This window comes from Streptomyces sp. NPDC093221 (genome assembly GCF_044753885.1).
GTDB lineage: Bacteria > Actinomycetota > Actinomycetes > Streptomycetales > Streptomycetaceae > Actinacidiphila.
This window is the reverse complement of record NZ_JBIVOA010000005.1, coordinates 602,220-615,988: the sequence shown is the minus strand read 5'-3', so window position 1 is coordinate 615,988 and position 13,769 is coordinate 602,220. Positions and strand designations below refer to the sequence as shown.

The window sequence follows — 13,769 nt, the reverse complement described above, 5'->3', positions numbered from 1 at the left end:
CGGTCCCGCCCGACGACGACATTCCGGCGGTCCCGGTCATACCGGCCCCCTGCTGTCCTGCGGCCCCGACGTCCGCGGCACGGTGACCTCCGCGACCGCCTGCTGATACCGCTGCACGGTCCGCTCGGCCGCGGCCAGGTCGCACGGCGCGCTCCACAGCAGACGGCGCGCCTGGTCGTACCGCTCGATCAGCAGCGGGTCCTCGGCCATCCCCAGCCGCGCCACCTTCGCGCGGTACGCGTCCAGTCTGCCGCGCAGCTCCGCCCTGACCGCCAGCGGCGCGGTCACCGCCGTCAGCGAGTCACGGGCCCGCAGCAGCTCCTCGTCCGCGCGCTCCTCCAGGCCGTCCAGCAGCGGGGACAGCCGGTGCCACTGCGAGCCGCGCCAGAACGCCTCGGCGGACGCGAGCTGTTCGTGCAGCGCCGCCGCCGGGCCGCTGACCGCGGGCACGTCGGACGCCAGGATCTTCGACAGCACCTCGACCCGGGCGCTGCGCGCCTCGGTCAGCGTGCGGTCGGCGCGCGACAGCACGTCACGCAGCCGCAGCAGCCGGTGCTCGGCGTCGTCCCGTACGTGCAGCACCGCCTCCACCTCGCGGCGGATCTGCTCCAGTTGGCGGCCCGCCTGCTCGTACCGCTCGGTGTCGGGGCGGCCGGGCGAGGGCGCGGCCCGCCAGAAGGCGAGCGGGTCGGAGACGGTACGGGCGCGCAGCACGCCCAAGTCGTCGATCAGACCGGCCAGTTCGTCGCCCGCCGGGTGCGTGCCCGGCCGTACGCCCACCGAGTCCGCCAGCGACTGGACCCGCCGGGTCTCGGCGGCCAGCAGGTCGATCCTGGCGGGCAGCGCCGACCACACGGAGTCGGCGGCGGCCACCGTCTCCATGGCCTGGTCGTACCAGCCGTTCATCCGCGCGAGCAACTGCTCCAGGCTGAACTTCTCGGTCAGTTTCGCCGGGCCGGTCAGCGACCTGGCGGCGTCCGGGGTGGCGGCCCCGGTGACGGTCACGCCCTCGCCGCGCAGCAGTTCGGTCAGCCGGACCAGTTCGGTCTGCGTCGGCCAGCGGCGCTTGGCCCGCAGCTCACGCGCGCTGTCCAACGCCTCGGTGTACGCCTCGAAATGCGCCCACAACAGGGTGATCGCCGCGTCGGTCTCCGCCCAGCGCTCCTTGGTGACCCCGGTCAGCTCGGCGCCCTCCAGCAGACGGCGGCCCGAGTGGTCCTGGAGGGCGAGCAGCGAGGACTCGATCGCCTCGTGCTCGGTGCCGAGCCGCTCCAGGGCACGGTCGACCTCTTCCCGTCCCATGACCGGTCCGGTGGGTCCAGCGACCGCCATCACACCCTCTTTCCGCTGTCCGTGTGCGCTGTTGGTGCCCCCGACTGCGTCGCGCCGTTACTTGTAGTGGGCCTCCGGCGGGCCGGTGATCCCGGACAGGTGCTGGCCGAGCCAGCGGTGGTACTGCCGCATCCACTCGCTGTCGGCGCCGCCGCTGTACGTCGCCAGCACCTGGTTGACCTGCCGGATCAGGTCGGTGTCCGCCAGGTTCATCGCCACACCGTACGGCTCGGTGGTGACCGGTTTGCCGACCAGCCGCATCGACGGGTCCTGCGCGGCCTGGCCGGCCGCGAGCGCGTTGTCGGTGAACACCGCGTCCGCGAGGCCGAGTTGCACCCGCACCAGACAGTCGAGCTGGTTCGGCACCAGCATGATCTTCGCGCCGTGCGGGTCCGCCTGGAGCTTGGTCGCACCGGTCGAACCGGACGCGGTGCAGACCTTCTTGCCGCTCAGCGAGTCGTCGAAGCCGGTGACGGGGGAGCCCTCGGGTGCCAGAAGCTGCTGGCCCGCCATGAAGTAGGCGCTGGAGAAGGCGATCTGCTTGTCCTTCTCGGTCAGCCGGGAACACGTGATGCTCATCGTGCGCACCACCATGTCGACCTTGTGGGTCAGGATCATCGGGACGCGCTGGTCGGTCGGTATCGTCAGGTACTGCACCTGCGCGTTCTCGCCGAGGATGCTTTTCGCGATGGCCTTGACGATGGCGATGTCGAAGCCGGTGATCTCACCGGAGACCGGGTCGCGGTAACCCCACAGATAGCTGTTCTGGTCGACACCGACGATCAGCCGCTTGTTCCGCCTGATCCGCTCCACCGCCGCGCCGTCCCGCGTCCCGCCGTCGGGGTCGAGGCTGGTGACCGCGCCGGTCGCCGGGTCCAGGGCCGTCGCGGAGTTCTCGCACGCGTCGTCGGCCGCGTACTGCGCGTGCGTCACCGGCGCCCGCGGGGCGGTCCTGCCCGCGTCGGCGGCGGGAGCGGTGTCCGACGGCAGCAGCAGCGCGGCGCTCAGCGCCAGCGCGCACGCCGAGGCCATCCCCGCGACTCCGCCCCAGCCGCGCAGCCTGGCCCTGGCCCGCCTGCCGCGTCCTGGCCGTATCGCTTCCACAGTCCGCCTCACCCCGGGTTCGTTCCGCACGCTCATCACCGGTACTCCGACAGGCGGCGCCCGATGCCGAACACCGCGCCCGCCGCCGCCAGCACCGCGAGCACCGCCGCGCCGTACGGCAGGAGCGACAGCGCGCCGTGGCCGTTCCTCGCGGCCTGCTGGAACTCGTGCTGCTCCTGCGCGACGGCCTTCTCCAGACTGGCGTCGACCACGTCGAAGCACTGCCCGGTGGTCTCCGTGACCGCCTTGCCCTTGCTGTCCTTGCCGCCGATCACCTCGGCGACCGCCGTGGCGTAGTCACCGTTGTTGTCACTCGCCCTGGCCACATCGTGCCTGCCGCGCCACGCCTGCACACCCTTGATCGCGGAATCGACCGGGGTGCGGCCCGCCGTGTTGTCGGCCAGCTTCAGCGCCTTCGCCAGCTCACCGCCCACGCCCTTGGGGTCCTTGCCCGCCAGCGTCTCCATGCCGCTCTGGAACGTCGCGTCGTACGCGCTGCCGGAACCGCGGGCCACCAGCGTCAGATTCTCGTCGCCGCGGGCCTGGAGCACCGCGATCCGCGCGCTGTTGAGCACCTTCATCGACTCCGCGCCGTGCGCGTCGGAGTTGTCGAGCTGCGTACGCGCCACCGTGTGTCCCACCACCAGCCACAGCAGGACCACCGCGCAGGCGGCGGACGCGGCGAGCATGCCGTGGTTGAACACCCGGTTGGTGCGCCGGTAGTGGCGGCGCTGCGCCCACACCAGGCCGCCGAGCGCCACGATGCCCAGCGCCCAGGAGGCGTAGGGCAGCGCCTTGGCGCCGGAGTAGTCGTCGTCCAGCCGCGCCGACTCCGCCTCGTACAGCTTCTTGGAGGCGTCGAGCAGCCCGCCGGGCTTGCGCATCTGCTCGTTGGCGAACCGCAGGTAGGCGCCGCCCAGCGGCAGGCCCTGCCGGTTGTTGGCCTGAGCGGTGGCAACCAGCTTGGTGTACCGCGGGAGCTGCTGGTTGAGCGAGGAGATCTGCGCGCTCGCCTCCGCGGACCCTTGCGTGTTCGCGGCGGCGTGCGTGATCAGCTCGGCCGCGGTGTCGATGTCCTTGTCGTAGCGGTCGGTGACCGAGCGCGGCTCCTGGCCGCCGACGAGGAAGCCGCCCGCCACCGTCGCGTCGGCGTCGGCGAGGCTGCGGTAGATCTCCGCCGCGTCCGCGCTCAGCGGCCCGCTGTGGTGGAGCACGCTGCCCGCGGCCGTCGTACGGTCGCTGACCTGCCAGGCCGTGACGGCGCCGAACGCCACGACCAGCAGGGCCAGTACGGCGCCGATGATCCGCAGCCGGCCCGGCTCCGTGGTGGCGGCGGCCTTGAGCTGATCCGTACGTTCCACCCAGGCCCGGCGGCGCTGCGCCGGTACCCCCGCCCGGTTCAGCCCGTTCGAACCCCCGCCCATCGTCGGCGTCTGCGTCACTCACCCTCCCCCGGGACCGACCACCGCGTCCGCGGAAGTCACGCTCTCAGCCAGCAGTATGGCCGCAGCCACCTGCATCCACCTAGCCAACCGGTGGATCTTGCCGCACGACCGCCTTGCCTGCTCCCCTAACCCCCCACACGCGTCAACGCCCTGTTCGGTTCCCGGGCGACCGGGAACCGAACAGGGCGGTGTGAGGCGTTACGCGTAGTGGGCCCGCAGTGCCGCGTGGGACCGCGGCGGGGCCGCCAGGTGGTCCAGACCCAGCAGGGCCGCGCCGAGCACCGGCGGCGCCGTCACGACGTGCGGCCGGGCCTTGGGGGCACGGGCGGTGAGCCGTTCGGTCAGGGCGTCCATGAGATACGGATTCCTGGCCGCCATGACCCCGCCGCCCAGCACCACGTCGGCCTCCTCGTCCAGCAGGTCGAGTCTGGCCAGCGCCACCGTGGCCAGGGCCACGATCTCGTCGGCCTGCTGGTCGAGTATCGAGCGGGCTACCGCGTCCCCCGCGTCGGAGGTCGCGAACAGCACGGGCGTCAGCTCGTACTTGCGGGCCGCCGGAATCGTTTCCAGGTGCAGCGCCTCGATCAGCGCGTACATCGTGGGCAGTCCGAAGTGCGCGGGCAGTGTGGCCGCCAGCGCCGTCGGTCCGCCCCGGCCGTCCTCGGCGCGGGCGGCGTGGAACAGGGCCTCCTCGGCGAGACCCGAACCGCCGCCCCAGTCCCCGGAGATCTTGCCGATCGCCGGGAAACGGGCCGTCCTGCCGTCCGGCAGCATGCCCACGCAGTTGATGCCCGCGCCGCACACCACCGCCACCCCGCGGGGCGCGTCCACGCCCGCCCGCAGGATCGCGAAGGTGTCGTTGGCGACGCGTGTCGACCTCGCCCAGCCGCGCCCGTGCACCGCCGCTTCGAGCTGCTGCTCCTCGACCGGCAGGTCCGCGTTGGCCAGACAGGCCGAGGTGTGCTCCACCAGAGGTGTCCCCGTATCGGCGCTGTCGGAACCGTCCGCGGCACGCCGCAGGCCCGCGTCGGCCGCCGCGCGCTCCACGATGCGCGCGAGGGCGTCGACGGCTGCCCCGACCCCGACGACCGGCGGCTGGAAGCCGCCGCCGCGGGCGGCGCCGAGCACCGTTCCGTCGGCGGCGACCAGCGCCACGTCGGTCTTGCTGTTGCCCGCGTCGATGGCGAGGACGCCACCGGGGACGAGCGGTTCCCGGCTCACGCCCACGCCAAGTGCTCCCGGTTGTGCGCGACGAGACTGTCGGTGAGCGCCTCGGCGTACTCGTACTGGCCGATCAGCGGGTGCGACAGCAGCGCCTTGAACACCCGGTCCCGGCCGCCGCGCAGCGCGGCCTCGAGCGCCAGGTCCTCGTACGCCGTGACATTGGCGATCAGGCCCGCGTACAGCGGGTCGAGCGGCGCGACCGGCAGCGGCTTCGTGCCGTTCCCGTCGACCACCGCGGGCACCTCGATGACGGCGTCGTCGGCGAGGAACGGCAGCGTGCCGTTGTTGTACGTGTTCACCACCTGAACGTCGCCGGTGTTGCGCAGCAGCGAGGACGCCAGCGCCACCGCGGCCTCCGAGTAGAAGGCGCCGCCGCGCTTGGCCAGCAGTTCCGGCTTCTCGTCCAGCGCCGGGTCGCCGTACATCTCCAGCAACTGCTTCTCCATCGCGGCCACTTGGGAGGCCCGCGACGGCGTGGTCCGCAGCTCGCGCACCACCTCGTCGTGCGCGTAGTAGTAGCGCAGGTAGTACGAGGGGACGACGCCGAGCCGGTCCACGATCTCGCGCGGCAGGTGCAGGTCGGCGGCGATCGTGTCGCCGTGCTCCGCGAGCAGCTTGGGCAGCATGTCCTCGCCCTGCGGCCCGCCCAGGCGCACCCCGCGCTCCCACGTCAGGTGGTTGAGCCCGACGTGGTCCAGGTGCACCTGCTCCGGCGAGACGTCCAGCAGCTTGGCGAATTTGCGCTGGAAGCCGATCGCCACATTGCACAGCCCGACGGCCTTGTGCCCGGCCTGGAGCAGCGCCCGGGTCACGATGCCGACCGGGTTGGTGAAGTCGATGATCCACGCCTGCGGCGCGACCCTGCGCACCCGCTCGGCGATGTCGAGGACCACCGGGACCGTGCGCAGCGCCTTGGCGAGACCGCCCGCGCCGGTGGTCTCCTGGCCGACGCAGCCGCATTCGAGCGGCCACGTCTCGTCCTGGTTGCGCGCGGCCTGCCCGCCGATCCTGAGCTGGAGCAGCACGGCGTCCGCGCCGGCCACCCCCGACTCCAGGTCGGCGGTGGTGGTGATGGTGCCCGGATGGCCCTGCTTGGCGAAGATCCGCCGGGCGAGCCCGCCGACCAACTCCAGGCGGTCCGCGGCCGGGTCGACCAGCACCAGTTCCTCGATCGGCAGAGTGTCGCGCAACCGCGCGAATCCGTCGATGAGTTCGGGGGTGTACGTGGACCCGCCGCCCACGACTGCCAGTTTCATCCCTTGACTCCCGTCAGGGTCACGCCTTCGATGAAGGCCTTTTGCGCGAAGAAGAAGACCACGATCACCGGGGCCATCACGAGAACGGTGGCCGCCATGGTCAGATTCCAGTTGGTGTGGTGTGCGCCCTTGAAGGACTCCAGTCCGTAGCTGAGCGTCCAGGCCCCGGGGTTGGAGCTGGCGTAGATCTGCGGCCCGAAGTAGTCGTTCCAGCAGTAGAAGAACTGGAAGAGCGCCACCGCGGCCAGGGCCGGCCTGATCATCGGGACGATGACGGTGAGCAGCGTGCGCAGCTCACCGCAGCCGTCGACCTTGGCGGCCTCGGTGTACTCCTTGGGGATCGTCAGCAGGAACTGCCGCAGCAGGAAGATGGTGAACGCGTCACCGAAGGCCATCGGGATGATCAGCGGCCACAGGCTGCCGTCCATCCCCAACTGCTTGGTCCAGAACAGGTACATCGGGATGATGACCACCTGCGGCGGCAGCATCATCGTCGAGATCACCAGGACCATGACCAGATTACGGCCGCGGAAGCGGAACTTGGCGAGCGCGTACGCCACCGGCAGGGACGACACCACGGTCAGCACGGTGCCGCCGACCGCGTACACCAGCGTGTTGCGCCACCAGGTCAGAAAGCCCGGGGTGTCCCACACCGTGCGGAAGTTGGACCACTGCCAGTGGTCGGGCCACAGGTCGCGGGTGAGCGCCTGGTTGTCGCTCATCACCGCGGTGAGGAAGACGAAGACGAAGGGCAGCACGAAGAAGGCCGCCGCCGCGATGCCGAGCGAGTGCACGGCGATCCAGTGCAGGGTCTCCTTGCGGCGCGCCTTGCGCCGGGCGCGGAGGTCGGGGCCGCGGCCCGCGGCGGGGTCGCGGACGGCGCCGCCGGGCGCGATGGTCGCTTGGGTCATGATCAGTCCTCCGCCGACAGGAAGCCGTTGCGGCGGCGCAGCAGCAGCGCCGTGAACGCCATCGAGAGCACGAACAGCACGAGGGCGATGACGCACGCCGAGCCGTAGTCGAAGCGCTGGAAGCCGCGTTCGTAGACCAGTTGCGGCAGGGTGAGGGTCGACTTGTCGGGGTAGCCGGGCTCCACCTGCTGGCCGGAGTTGCCGATCACCCCGCTCGCGACCTTCCCCGCGACCAGCGGCTGTGTGTAGTACTGCATGGTCTGGATGACACCGGTGACCACCGCGAACATCACGATCGGCGAGATGTTCGGCAGCGTCACGAACCGGAAGCGGTGCCAGGGGCCCGCGCCGTCCAGCTCCGCCGCCTCGTACTGCTCCTTGGGCACGTCGAGCAGCGCGGCCATGAAGATCACCATCAGGTCGCCGATGCCCCACACGGCCAGCATGGTCAGCGCGGGCTTGGACCAGTGCGGATCGGTGAACCAGCCCGGGGTGGGCAGACCGAAGTCGCCCAGCAGGTGGTTGACCGGTCCCGTACCGGGGTTGAGCAGGAAGACGAACGCCATCGTCGCGGCGACCGGCGGGGCCAGGTACGGCAGGTAGAACGCCGTACGGAAGAAGCCCGCGCCCGTCTTGATCTTCGTGATGAGCAGGCCGATGCCGAGTCCGAACAGCACCCGCAGCGTCACCATCACGACGACCAGCCACAGCGTGTTGCGCAGCGCGGGCCAGAAGAACGGGTAGTCCGAGAAGACGTACGACCAGTTCTTGCCGCCCACCCAGGTCGGCGCGTTGATGCCGTTGTACTTCATGAACGAGAAGTAGACGGTGGAGACCAGCGGGTACACGAAGAAGACGCTGAACCCGATGATCCAGGGGGACAGGAAGGCCAGGGTGCGCAGCGCCGACTTGCGGCGCTTGGCCTTCAGCAGGGGATGGAGGGCGGCGGTCATCACTTGGCCTGCGCGATGTCCTTGTCGACCTGCGCGTCGACACCCTGGAGACCCTGCTCAAGGTCCTTGGACTTGCCGGACTCGTAGGCGTAACCGAAGTCCTGGAGCGTGAGCTGGTACGCGCCGCCGTTGATGCTCGGCGGGGTGGTGGTGCTGTTCGGGTTCTGCGCGATGTCGATGAAGGTCCTGAAGCCGGGGTCGTCGTCGAGCTTCGGCGACTTCAGCGCGGCCAGCGTGGAGGGCACGTTGTGGATCGCGTTGGCGAAGGAGACGACCGCGTCGGTGTCGGTGGTCATGAACTTCACCAGCTCCCAGGCCGCGTTCTTCTTCGTGCTGGTGTTGGCGATGCCGATGATCGTGCCGGACAGGTAGCCCTTGCCGTACGTGCTCGCCTGGTCGTCGGGGACCGGGAAGGGCGCCACGCCGAGGTCGTTCATCCCGGCGTCCTTGGCCATGCCCAGCCGCCACTCGCCGTCCATGCCCATCGCGACCTGGCCGGTCAGCAGCGGGTTCTTCGCGCCGAATTCGTCACCGAAGGTGTTGCGGTACTTCTCCAGCTTGCCGAAGCCGCCCAGCGACTTGACCATGTCCTGCTGCCAGTCGAACATCTTCGCGAACCCGGGGTCCTTGGCCACCTGGGACTTGCCGCTCGCGTCGAAGTACTTCACACCCCACTGCGCGGCCAGGTGCGTGGTGGTGGACTCGTAGCCGTGGAAGTTCGGCATGAAGCCGAGCTGGCTGTACGAGTCGCCCTTGGACTTCGTCAGCTTGATCGCGTCGGCCTTGAACTCGCTCATGGTCTTGGGCGGCGCGCTGATCCCGGCGGCGGCGAACGCCTTCTTGTTGTAGTACAGCCCGTACGCGTCACCGAGCAGCGGCAGCGTGCAGCGGGTTCCGTTGAACTGGGTGTACTCCAGCATCGGCTTGGGGAAGGTGGCGGCCGGGTCGATCTTCGACTTCGTCAGGAACGGGCCGAGGTCGGCCATCGAGCCGGAGGAGCAGAACTGGCCGACGTTGTCGGTGGTGAAGGAGGAGACGACGTCGGGGGCCTTCGAACCGCCCGCGCGCAGCGCCTGGTTGATCTTGTCGTCGGTGATGTTGCCCTGCACCTTGACGTGGATGTTGGGGTGGGCCTTCTCGAACCGGGCGACGTTGTCGTTGATGGCCTTCAGCTCGTTGGGCGCGGTCCAGCCGTGCCAGAACGTGATGGAGACGTCCTTGCTGGCGTCGTCGTCGGCCGAGCCGGAACTCTGGCCGGTACATGCGCTCGCGAGCAGCGATATCGCGGCGGTGGCCGCTACGGCGGCGGCTGCCTTCGTCAGACGGGACACTGCGCTTCCTCCGGGGGATCTTCGGGCCTTGCGGGCCTTTCAAGTACTGCTTTCAAGGACTGGTCGAGGGTGTGCTGAGGGCCTGTTGAGGGTGTGCTGAGGGTGTGCGGGACCACCGGAGCGGCGGGGTGCGCCGGTCCGCTGGATCTGCGGGGTACGCGGGTTCTGGGCTCTGGTGGTTCTGGCTGTGGCGGTTCTGGCTGTGGCGGTTCTGGCTCTGGCTCGGGCGGTTCGGGGTGGCGGGGTCTGTTGTCGGGGCGGGGTCAGCGCGAGGTGTCGAACACCTCGTCGCGGGTGGTGGCGAGCGCGCTCTCCAGCGCCCCGCTCAGTACGGGGTGGTCCTGGACCGTGCCGAGCACCAGATGCGGCCGGGGTACGGCCAGTTCGGCGAGTTCGGCCTGGACCAGGGCGCGCAGCGGTTCGCCGCCCGCCACGGTCACATCGCCCGACAGCACGATCATCGCCGGGTCGAGCACGGCGACCAGCGAGGCCAGACCGATGGCGGTGCCGGTGGCGAACCGGGCGAGCAGTTCGCCGTACGGGCCGCTGTCGGCGCCGGTCTCCTCGCTCGCGGTGTGCCGCAGCGCGGCCTCGGCGAGCAGTTCGGCGGCGGCGTCCTGCTGGGTGCCGGCCGGGACGTCGATGCCGAGTTCCCTGGCCAGCCGCAACACGGCGTTGCAGCCCGCGAGTTCCTGGAAGCCGCCGTTGTTGGCCTTGGTGACGTTGCGGACCAGCGGGGTGCCGGGCACCGGCAGGAAGCCGACCTCGCCCGCGCCGCCGGTCCAGCCGCGGTGCAGCCGGCCGCCGATGACGATGGCGGCGCCGATGCCCTCCTCGTTCCACAGCAGCACGAAGTCGTCGTGCTCGCGGGCGGCGCCGATCCGCTGTTCGGCGACGGCGGCGAGGTTGACGTCGTTGTCGTACTCCAGCGGCATCGGCAGCGCGGCGGCCAGCTCGTCCAGCAGCGCGGGCGCGTGCCAGCCGGGCAGGTGGCTGGCGTAGCGCAGCCGTCCGGTGCTGGGGTCGAAGGCGCCGGGCGTGCCTATGACGATCCTGTGCAGGTCGGAACGGTTCAGCCCGGCGGCCTTGGCCGCGCCGTCCACGGCCTGCACGACCTGCTCCACCGCGTTGCCCGCGGTGCGGCGGCGCGGGGTGAGCAGCTTGAAGGTGCCGACGGTACGGCCGGTGATGTCGGCGACCGCGGCCCTGATCCGCTCGGAGTTGACATCGAGTCCCGCCACGTACGCGGCGGCCGGATTGACCGAGTAGAGCTGGGCGTTGGGGCCGGGGCGGCCCGCCGTGGTGCCGGTGGCCTGGACCAGCCCCGCCGCCTCCAGGCGCGCCAGCAGCTGCGACGCGGTGGGCTTGGACAGTCCGGTCAGCTTGCCGATCCGGGTACGGGAGAGCGTGCCGTGCTCCAGCAGGAGGTCGAGTGCGGCGCGGTCGTTCATGGCGCGCAGTACGCGCGGCGTTCCAGGGGTGCCAGCCATGCGCGCCATCCTCCCTCAGTTCACTGTTAGGAAAGTTTCCTATTGGCAAAACGAAAGGTAGGCCCGCCATTGGCGGAGCGTCAAGGGGGGTCGACGGCAGGACGGCCAAGTCGTTATGAACGAAGCCCCCGGCGCCATCAGGGTGCCAGGGGCTTCGGCAAAGCGACAGGTGCCGGGGGTCAGCGCTCGCCGGAGGCGGGCGGCGGCACGGGCGCCGCGGGGCGCGCGTCCTCCACGGCGGTCTGCCGCCGCATCTCGGCCACCTCCGACGCGCCCTCGGGCACCGTCGCCTCGGTGACCTCCACCGTCGGCGTACCGCCGGAGATCACGATGCCCGCCTCGTCGAACGCCCGCTTGATCCGCCAGCGCAGCTCACGGGCGACATCGGTGGCCCGCCCCGGCATCGTCTTGGCGTGCGTCTGGATCACCACGAAGTCCGTGCCGACCGACTCCAGGCCGAGGACCCGTACGGGCTCCCACAGCATCTCGTCCCAGGGGTCCTCCTTGCCCATGTCCTCGCCGGTGGCCGCGATCACCTGGCGCGCCCGCTCCAGGTCCTCGCCCGCGCCGACCTGCACGTCCACCACGGCCGTCGCCCAGCCCTGGCTGAGGTTGCCGATCCGCTTGACCTCGCCGTTGCGCACGTACCAGATCTCGCCGTTGTCACCGCGCAGCTTGGTGACCCGCAGGCCCACCTCTATGACGGTGCCGCTGGCCACCCCCGCGTCGATCACGTCGCCGACGCCGTACTGGTCCTCCAGGATCATGAAGACGCCGGACAGGAAGTCCGTCACCAGATTGCGCGCGCCGAAGCCGATCGCGACCCCGGCGACCCCGGCGCTGGCCAGCAGCGGCGCCAGATTGATCTTGAGCACCGACAGCACGGTCAGCGCGGCCGTGCCCAGGATCAGGAAGGACGCCACACTGCGCAGCACCGAGCCGATCGCCTCGCTGCGCTGCTTGCGCCGCTCCGCGTTGACCAGCAGGCCGCCCAGCGCGGTGGAGGCCGCGGCCTCCGCGCCCCGGTTCATCCGGTCGATGAGTCTGCTGATCGTCCGCCGCACCACCGAGCGCAGCACGATCGCGATGGCGACGATCAACAAAATGCGCAGCCCCGCGCTCAGCCAGCTCGCCCAGTTCTCCTGTATCCAGCCGCCGGCCCGGTAGACCGACGAATCACGGTCTCCGGCGGCGAGCGGGAACAGGCGGGACGGTACGGCGGCGGCGGTGGACGTCGCGGTGGGCACTGCGGAACCTCCGGTGGGAAACAAGCCTCCACACTAACGGGACGACCGATGCCGTCTCGTTGCCGTGCGGGAGGAGGGGCAGGCCACGATCGTGGGGATGAACACAGGTGTGCTGCAAAACACCCTCGGTCCGTTACCCGGGCATGGTGGCGCCATGGGCCGCCTTCCGGAGAGACTTAGGCCAGATCGTCCCGGCGCGAGCCACGCGCCGCCGGCGTTAAAGGAGGCATCCGTGCCGCATGTCCTGGTCCTGAACGCGTCGTACGAGCCGCTCGGCGTCGTACCGCTCCGCCGTGCGCTTGTCCTCGTGCTCAACAACAAGGCCGTCTGCCTCGAGGAATCCGGCGCCTATCTGCACAGTGAGACACAGGCGCTGCCCGCGCCCAGTGTCGTGAAGCTCACCAAATTCGTGCGAGTCCCCTTTCGGGGCACCGTGCCGCTGACCCGTAGGGCGCTGTTCGCCCGCGACGGCGGCAAGTGCGCGTATTGCGGAGCCGCCGCCACCAGCGTCGACCACGTCATTCCGCGCAGCCGGGGCGGCCAGCACGCCTGGGAGAACGTGGTGGCCGCGTGCAGACGCTGCAATCACGTGAAGGCCGACCGCCACGTGGCGGAACTCGGCTGGCGGCTGCGCCATCAACCCGCCCCGCCGTCCGGGCTCGCCTGGCGGATCATCGGGACCGGACATAGGGACCCGCGCTGGTTGCCATACCTGCAACCGTTCGGCGCGGACGACGCCCTGGCCCGGATCGACGGCATATCAGCCTGAGATCCGGGCTCAGCTATTTCCGGTATTCCCGGGAGGACGCTCCCGATCCGCGCGGATGCGGGTGCGGGAGCGTCCTCCGGGGAACGGCGCGTTACCACTGATGGCGTAAACTTCAGTGAGATGACGTGTGCATGTGCCCGCATATATATGCGGGCCTCCCGCCCTCGATGTCTGCGGACGGCGAGCAGCCTGCTACGACGAGCTGCCGGTCTTCGGGGGGTCGTGGGTGGTGAAGACGCAGTCCGAGTCGACACTGATGAACATGGACTTTTTGTCATCGTCCACTCCTACGGCCACCCCCCACGTGGAATGCGCTTCACTGGCGCTGACCCGGTCCGTCTGCGGTGGGCCGGGAAGGTAGCCCTCCTTCGCGAAATGGGCTTTGGCGGCGGCCAGGGCAGCCTCCGGGTCCTGTACGAGGACATCCAGTTTCAGGATGTAGGTGTATTCGAAGCGGTGATTACCCGGTGTTTCGGTTGAGCACTGCTTCCAGCCCTGGTGCTCGACCGACGTGTCGGCGGAGCCGATGACCGGGGTGAGGGCGTCGAGGGCCTGTTGGGTGAGCGTGTGTGCCTTCTTCTCGACCGAGTCGGGCGAGACGTTGCCGTTGTTCATCGCACCTCCGCACCCAGTTGCCGCCAGCACCATGAGGGTGCCGACCGCAGCGCTTTTCGCCATTCGCTCGCTCTTGCTCATGCTTCCCACCG

12 protein-coding genes are annotated in these 13,769 nt (G+C 70.2%); 1 reads left to right on the top strand and 11 read right to left on the bottom strand.

Annotated elements, in window-relative coordinates; genetic code table 11:
- Nucleotides 1-36: 36 nt before the first annotated feature.
- From ACIQCJ_RS23020 to ACIQCJ_RS22975, 10 genes are all read right to left on the bottom strand, one after another.
- Nucleotides 37-1,332, bottom strand: coding sequence for a hypothetical protein (locus ACIQCJ_RS23020; RefSeq protein ID WP_355337161.1), 1,296 nt, complete (start codon nt 1,330-1,332; stop codon nt 37-39).
- Between the two features lie 57 nt (nt 1,333-1,389).
- A complete protein-coding gene (locus tag ACIQCJ_RS23015; RefSeq protein WP_402712350.1) occupies nt 1,390-2,364 on the bottom strand; it encodes a glutamate ABC transporter substrate-binding protein in 975 nt (324 codons plus the stop codon).
- A 107-nt stretch (nt 2,365-2,471) separates the two neighbouring features.
- A complete protein-coding gene (locus tag ACIQCJ_RS23010) occupies nt 2,472-3,878 on the bottom strand; it encodes a hypothetical protein (RefSeq protein WP_402712349.1) in 1,407 nt (468 codons plus the stop codon).
- Nucleotides 3,879-4,079: 201 nt separating this feature from the next.
- Complete coding sequence (locus tag ACIQCJ_RS23005) at nt 4,080-5,102, bottom strand: BadF/BadG/BcrA/BcrD ATPase family protein (protein WP_355337163.1); 1,023 nt, start codon at nt 5,100-5,102, stop codon at nt 4,080-4,082.
- Nucleotides 5,099-6,361 carry a 6-phospho-beta-glucosidase gene (locus tag ACIQCJ_RS23000; RefSeq protein WP_402712348.1) on the bottom strand — a complete coding sequence of 421 codons (1,263 nt, stop codon included), beginning with the start codon at nt 6,359-6,361 and terminating at the stop codon, nt 5,099-5,101. The genes ACIQCJ_RS23005 and ACIQCJ_RS23000 overlap by 4 nt, the downstream gene beginning before the upstream one ends.
- Nucleotides 6,358-7,272: an ABC transporter permease subunit gene (locus tag ACIQCJ_RS22995; RefSeq protein WP_391160398.1), complete on the bottom strand. Its 915-nt coding sequence runs from the start codon at nt 7,270-7,272 to the stop codon at nt 6,358-6,360. The genes ACIQCJ_RS23000 and ACIQCJ_RS22995 overlap by 4 nt, the downstream gene beginning before the upstream one ends.
- 2 nt (nt 7,273-7,274) lie before the next feature.
- Nucleotides 7,275-8,225, bottom strand: coding sequence for a sugar ABC transporter permease (locus tag ACIQCJ_RS22990; RefSeq protein ID WP_355337169.1), 951 nt, complete (start codon nt 8,223-8,225; stop codon nt 7,275-7,277).
- Nucleotides 8,225-9,556 (bottom strand): ABC transporter substrate-binding protein, encoded by a 1,332-nt coding sequence (locus ACIQCJ_RS22985; RefSeq protein ID WP_402712347.1) that lies wholly within the window; start codon nt 9,554-9,556, stop codon nt 8,225-8,227. Before ACIQCJ_RS22985 ends, ACIQCJ_RS22990 begins: the two co-directional genes overlap by 1 nt.
- A 263-nt stretch (nt 9,557-9,819) precedes the next feature.
- A complete protein-coding gene (locus ACIQCJ_RS22980; RefSeq protein WP_355337173.1) occupies nt 9,820-11,055 on the bottom strand; it encodes an ROK family transcriptional regulator in 1,236 nt (411 codons plus the stop codon).
- A 170-nt stretch (nt 11,056-11,225) separates the two neighbouring features.
- Entirely contained in the window at nt 11,226-12,293 is a 1,068-nt protein-coding gene (locus ACIQCJ_RS22975; protein WP_391046747.1) for a mechanosensitive ion channel domain-containing protein, read from the bottom strand.
- A gap of 232 nt (nt 12,294-12,525) precedes the next feature.
- On the opposite strand from ACIQCJ_RS22975, the gene ACIQCJ_RS22970 reads away from it, so the two are divergent.
- A complete protein-coding gene (locus ACIQCJ_RS22970) occupies nt 12,526-13,062 on the top strand; it encodes an HNH endonuclease (RefSeq protein ID WP_075016193.1) in 537 nt (178 codons plus the stop codon).
- 192 nt (nt 13,063-13,254) lie between these two features.
- Here ACIQCJ_RS22970 and ACIQCJ_RS22965 read toward each other — a convergent pair whose 3' ends face one another.
- Nucleotides 13,255-13,758, bottom strand: a complete 504-nt coding sequence (locus ACIQCJ_RS22965) for a hypothetical protein (protein WP_401715556.1) — start codon at nt 13,756-13,758, stop codon at nt 13,255-13,257.
- Nucleotides 13,759-13,769 lie beyond the last annotated feature (11 nt).

Bases quoted from the DNA above. Each gene is read 5' to 3' on its own strand.
- ACIQCJ_RS22995 (WP_391160398.1), bottom strand. From the start codon at position 7,272: ATGACCCAAGCGACCATCGCGCCCGGCGGCGCCGTCCGCGACCCCGCC.
- ACIQCJ_RS23015 (WP_402712350.1), bottom strand. From the start codon at position 2,364: ATGGCCTCGGCGTGCGCGCTGGCGCTGAGCGCCGCGCTGCTGCTGCCG.
- ACIQCJ_RS23000 (WP_402712348.1), bottom strand. From the start codon at position 6,361: ATGAAACTGGCAGTCGTGGGCGGCGGGTCCACGTACACCCCCGAACTC.
- ACIQCJ_RS22980 (WP_355337173.1), bottom strand. From the start codon at position 11,055: ATGGCGCGCATGGCTGGCACCCCTGGAACGCCGCGCGTACTGCGCGCC.
- ACIQCJ_RS22990 (WP_355337169.1), bottom strand. From the start codon at position 8,225: ATGACCGCCGCCCTCCATCCCCTGCTGAAGGCCAAGCGCCGCAAGTCG.
- ACIQCJ_RS23020 (WP_355337161.1), bottom strand. From the start codon at position 1,332: ATGGCGGTCGCTGGACCCACCGGACCGGTCATGGGACGGGAAGAGGTC.
- ACIQCJ_RS22965 (WP_401715556.1), bottom strand. From the start codon at position 13,758: ATGAGCAAGAGCGAGCGAATGGCGAAAAGCGCTGCGGTCGGCACCCTC.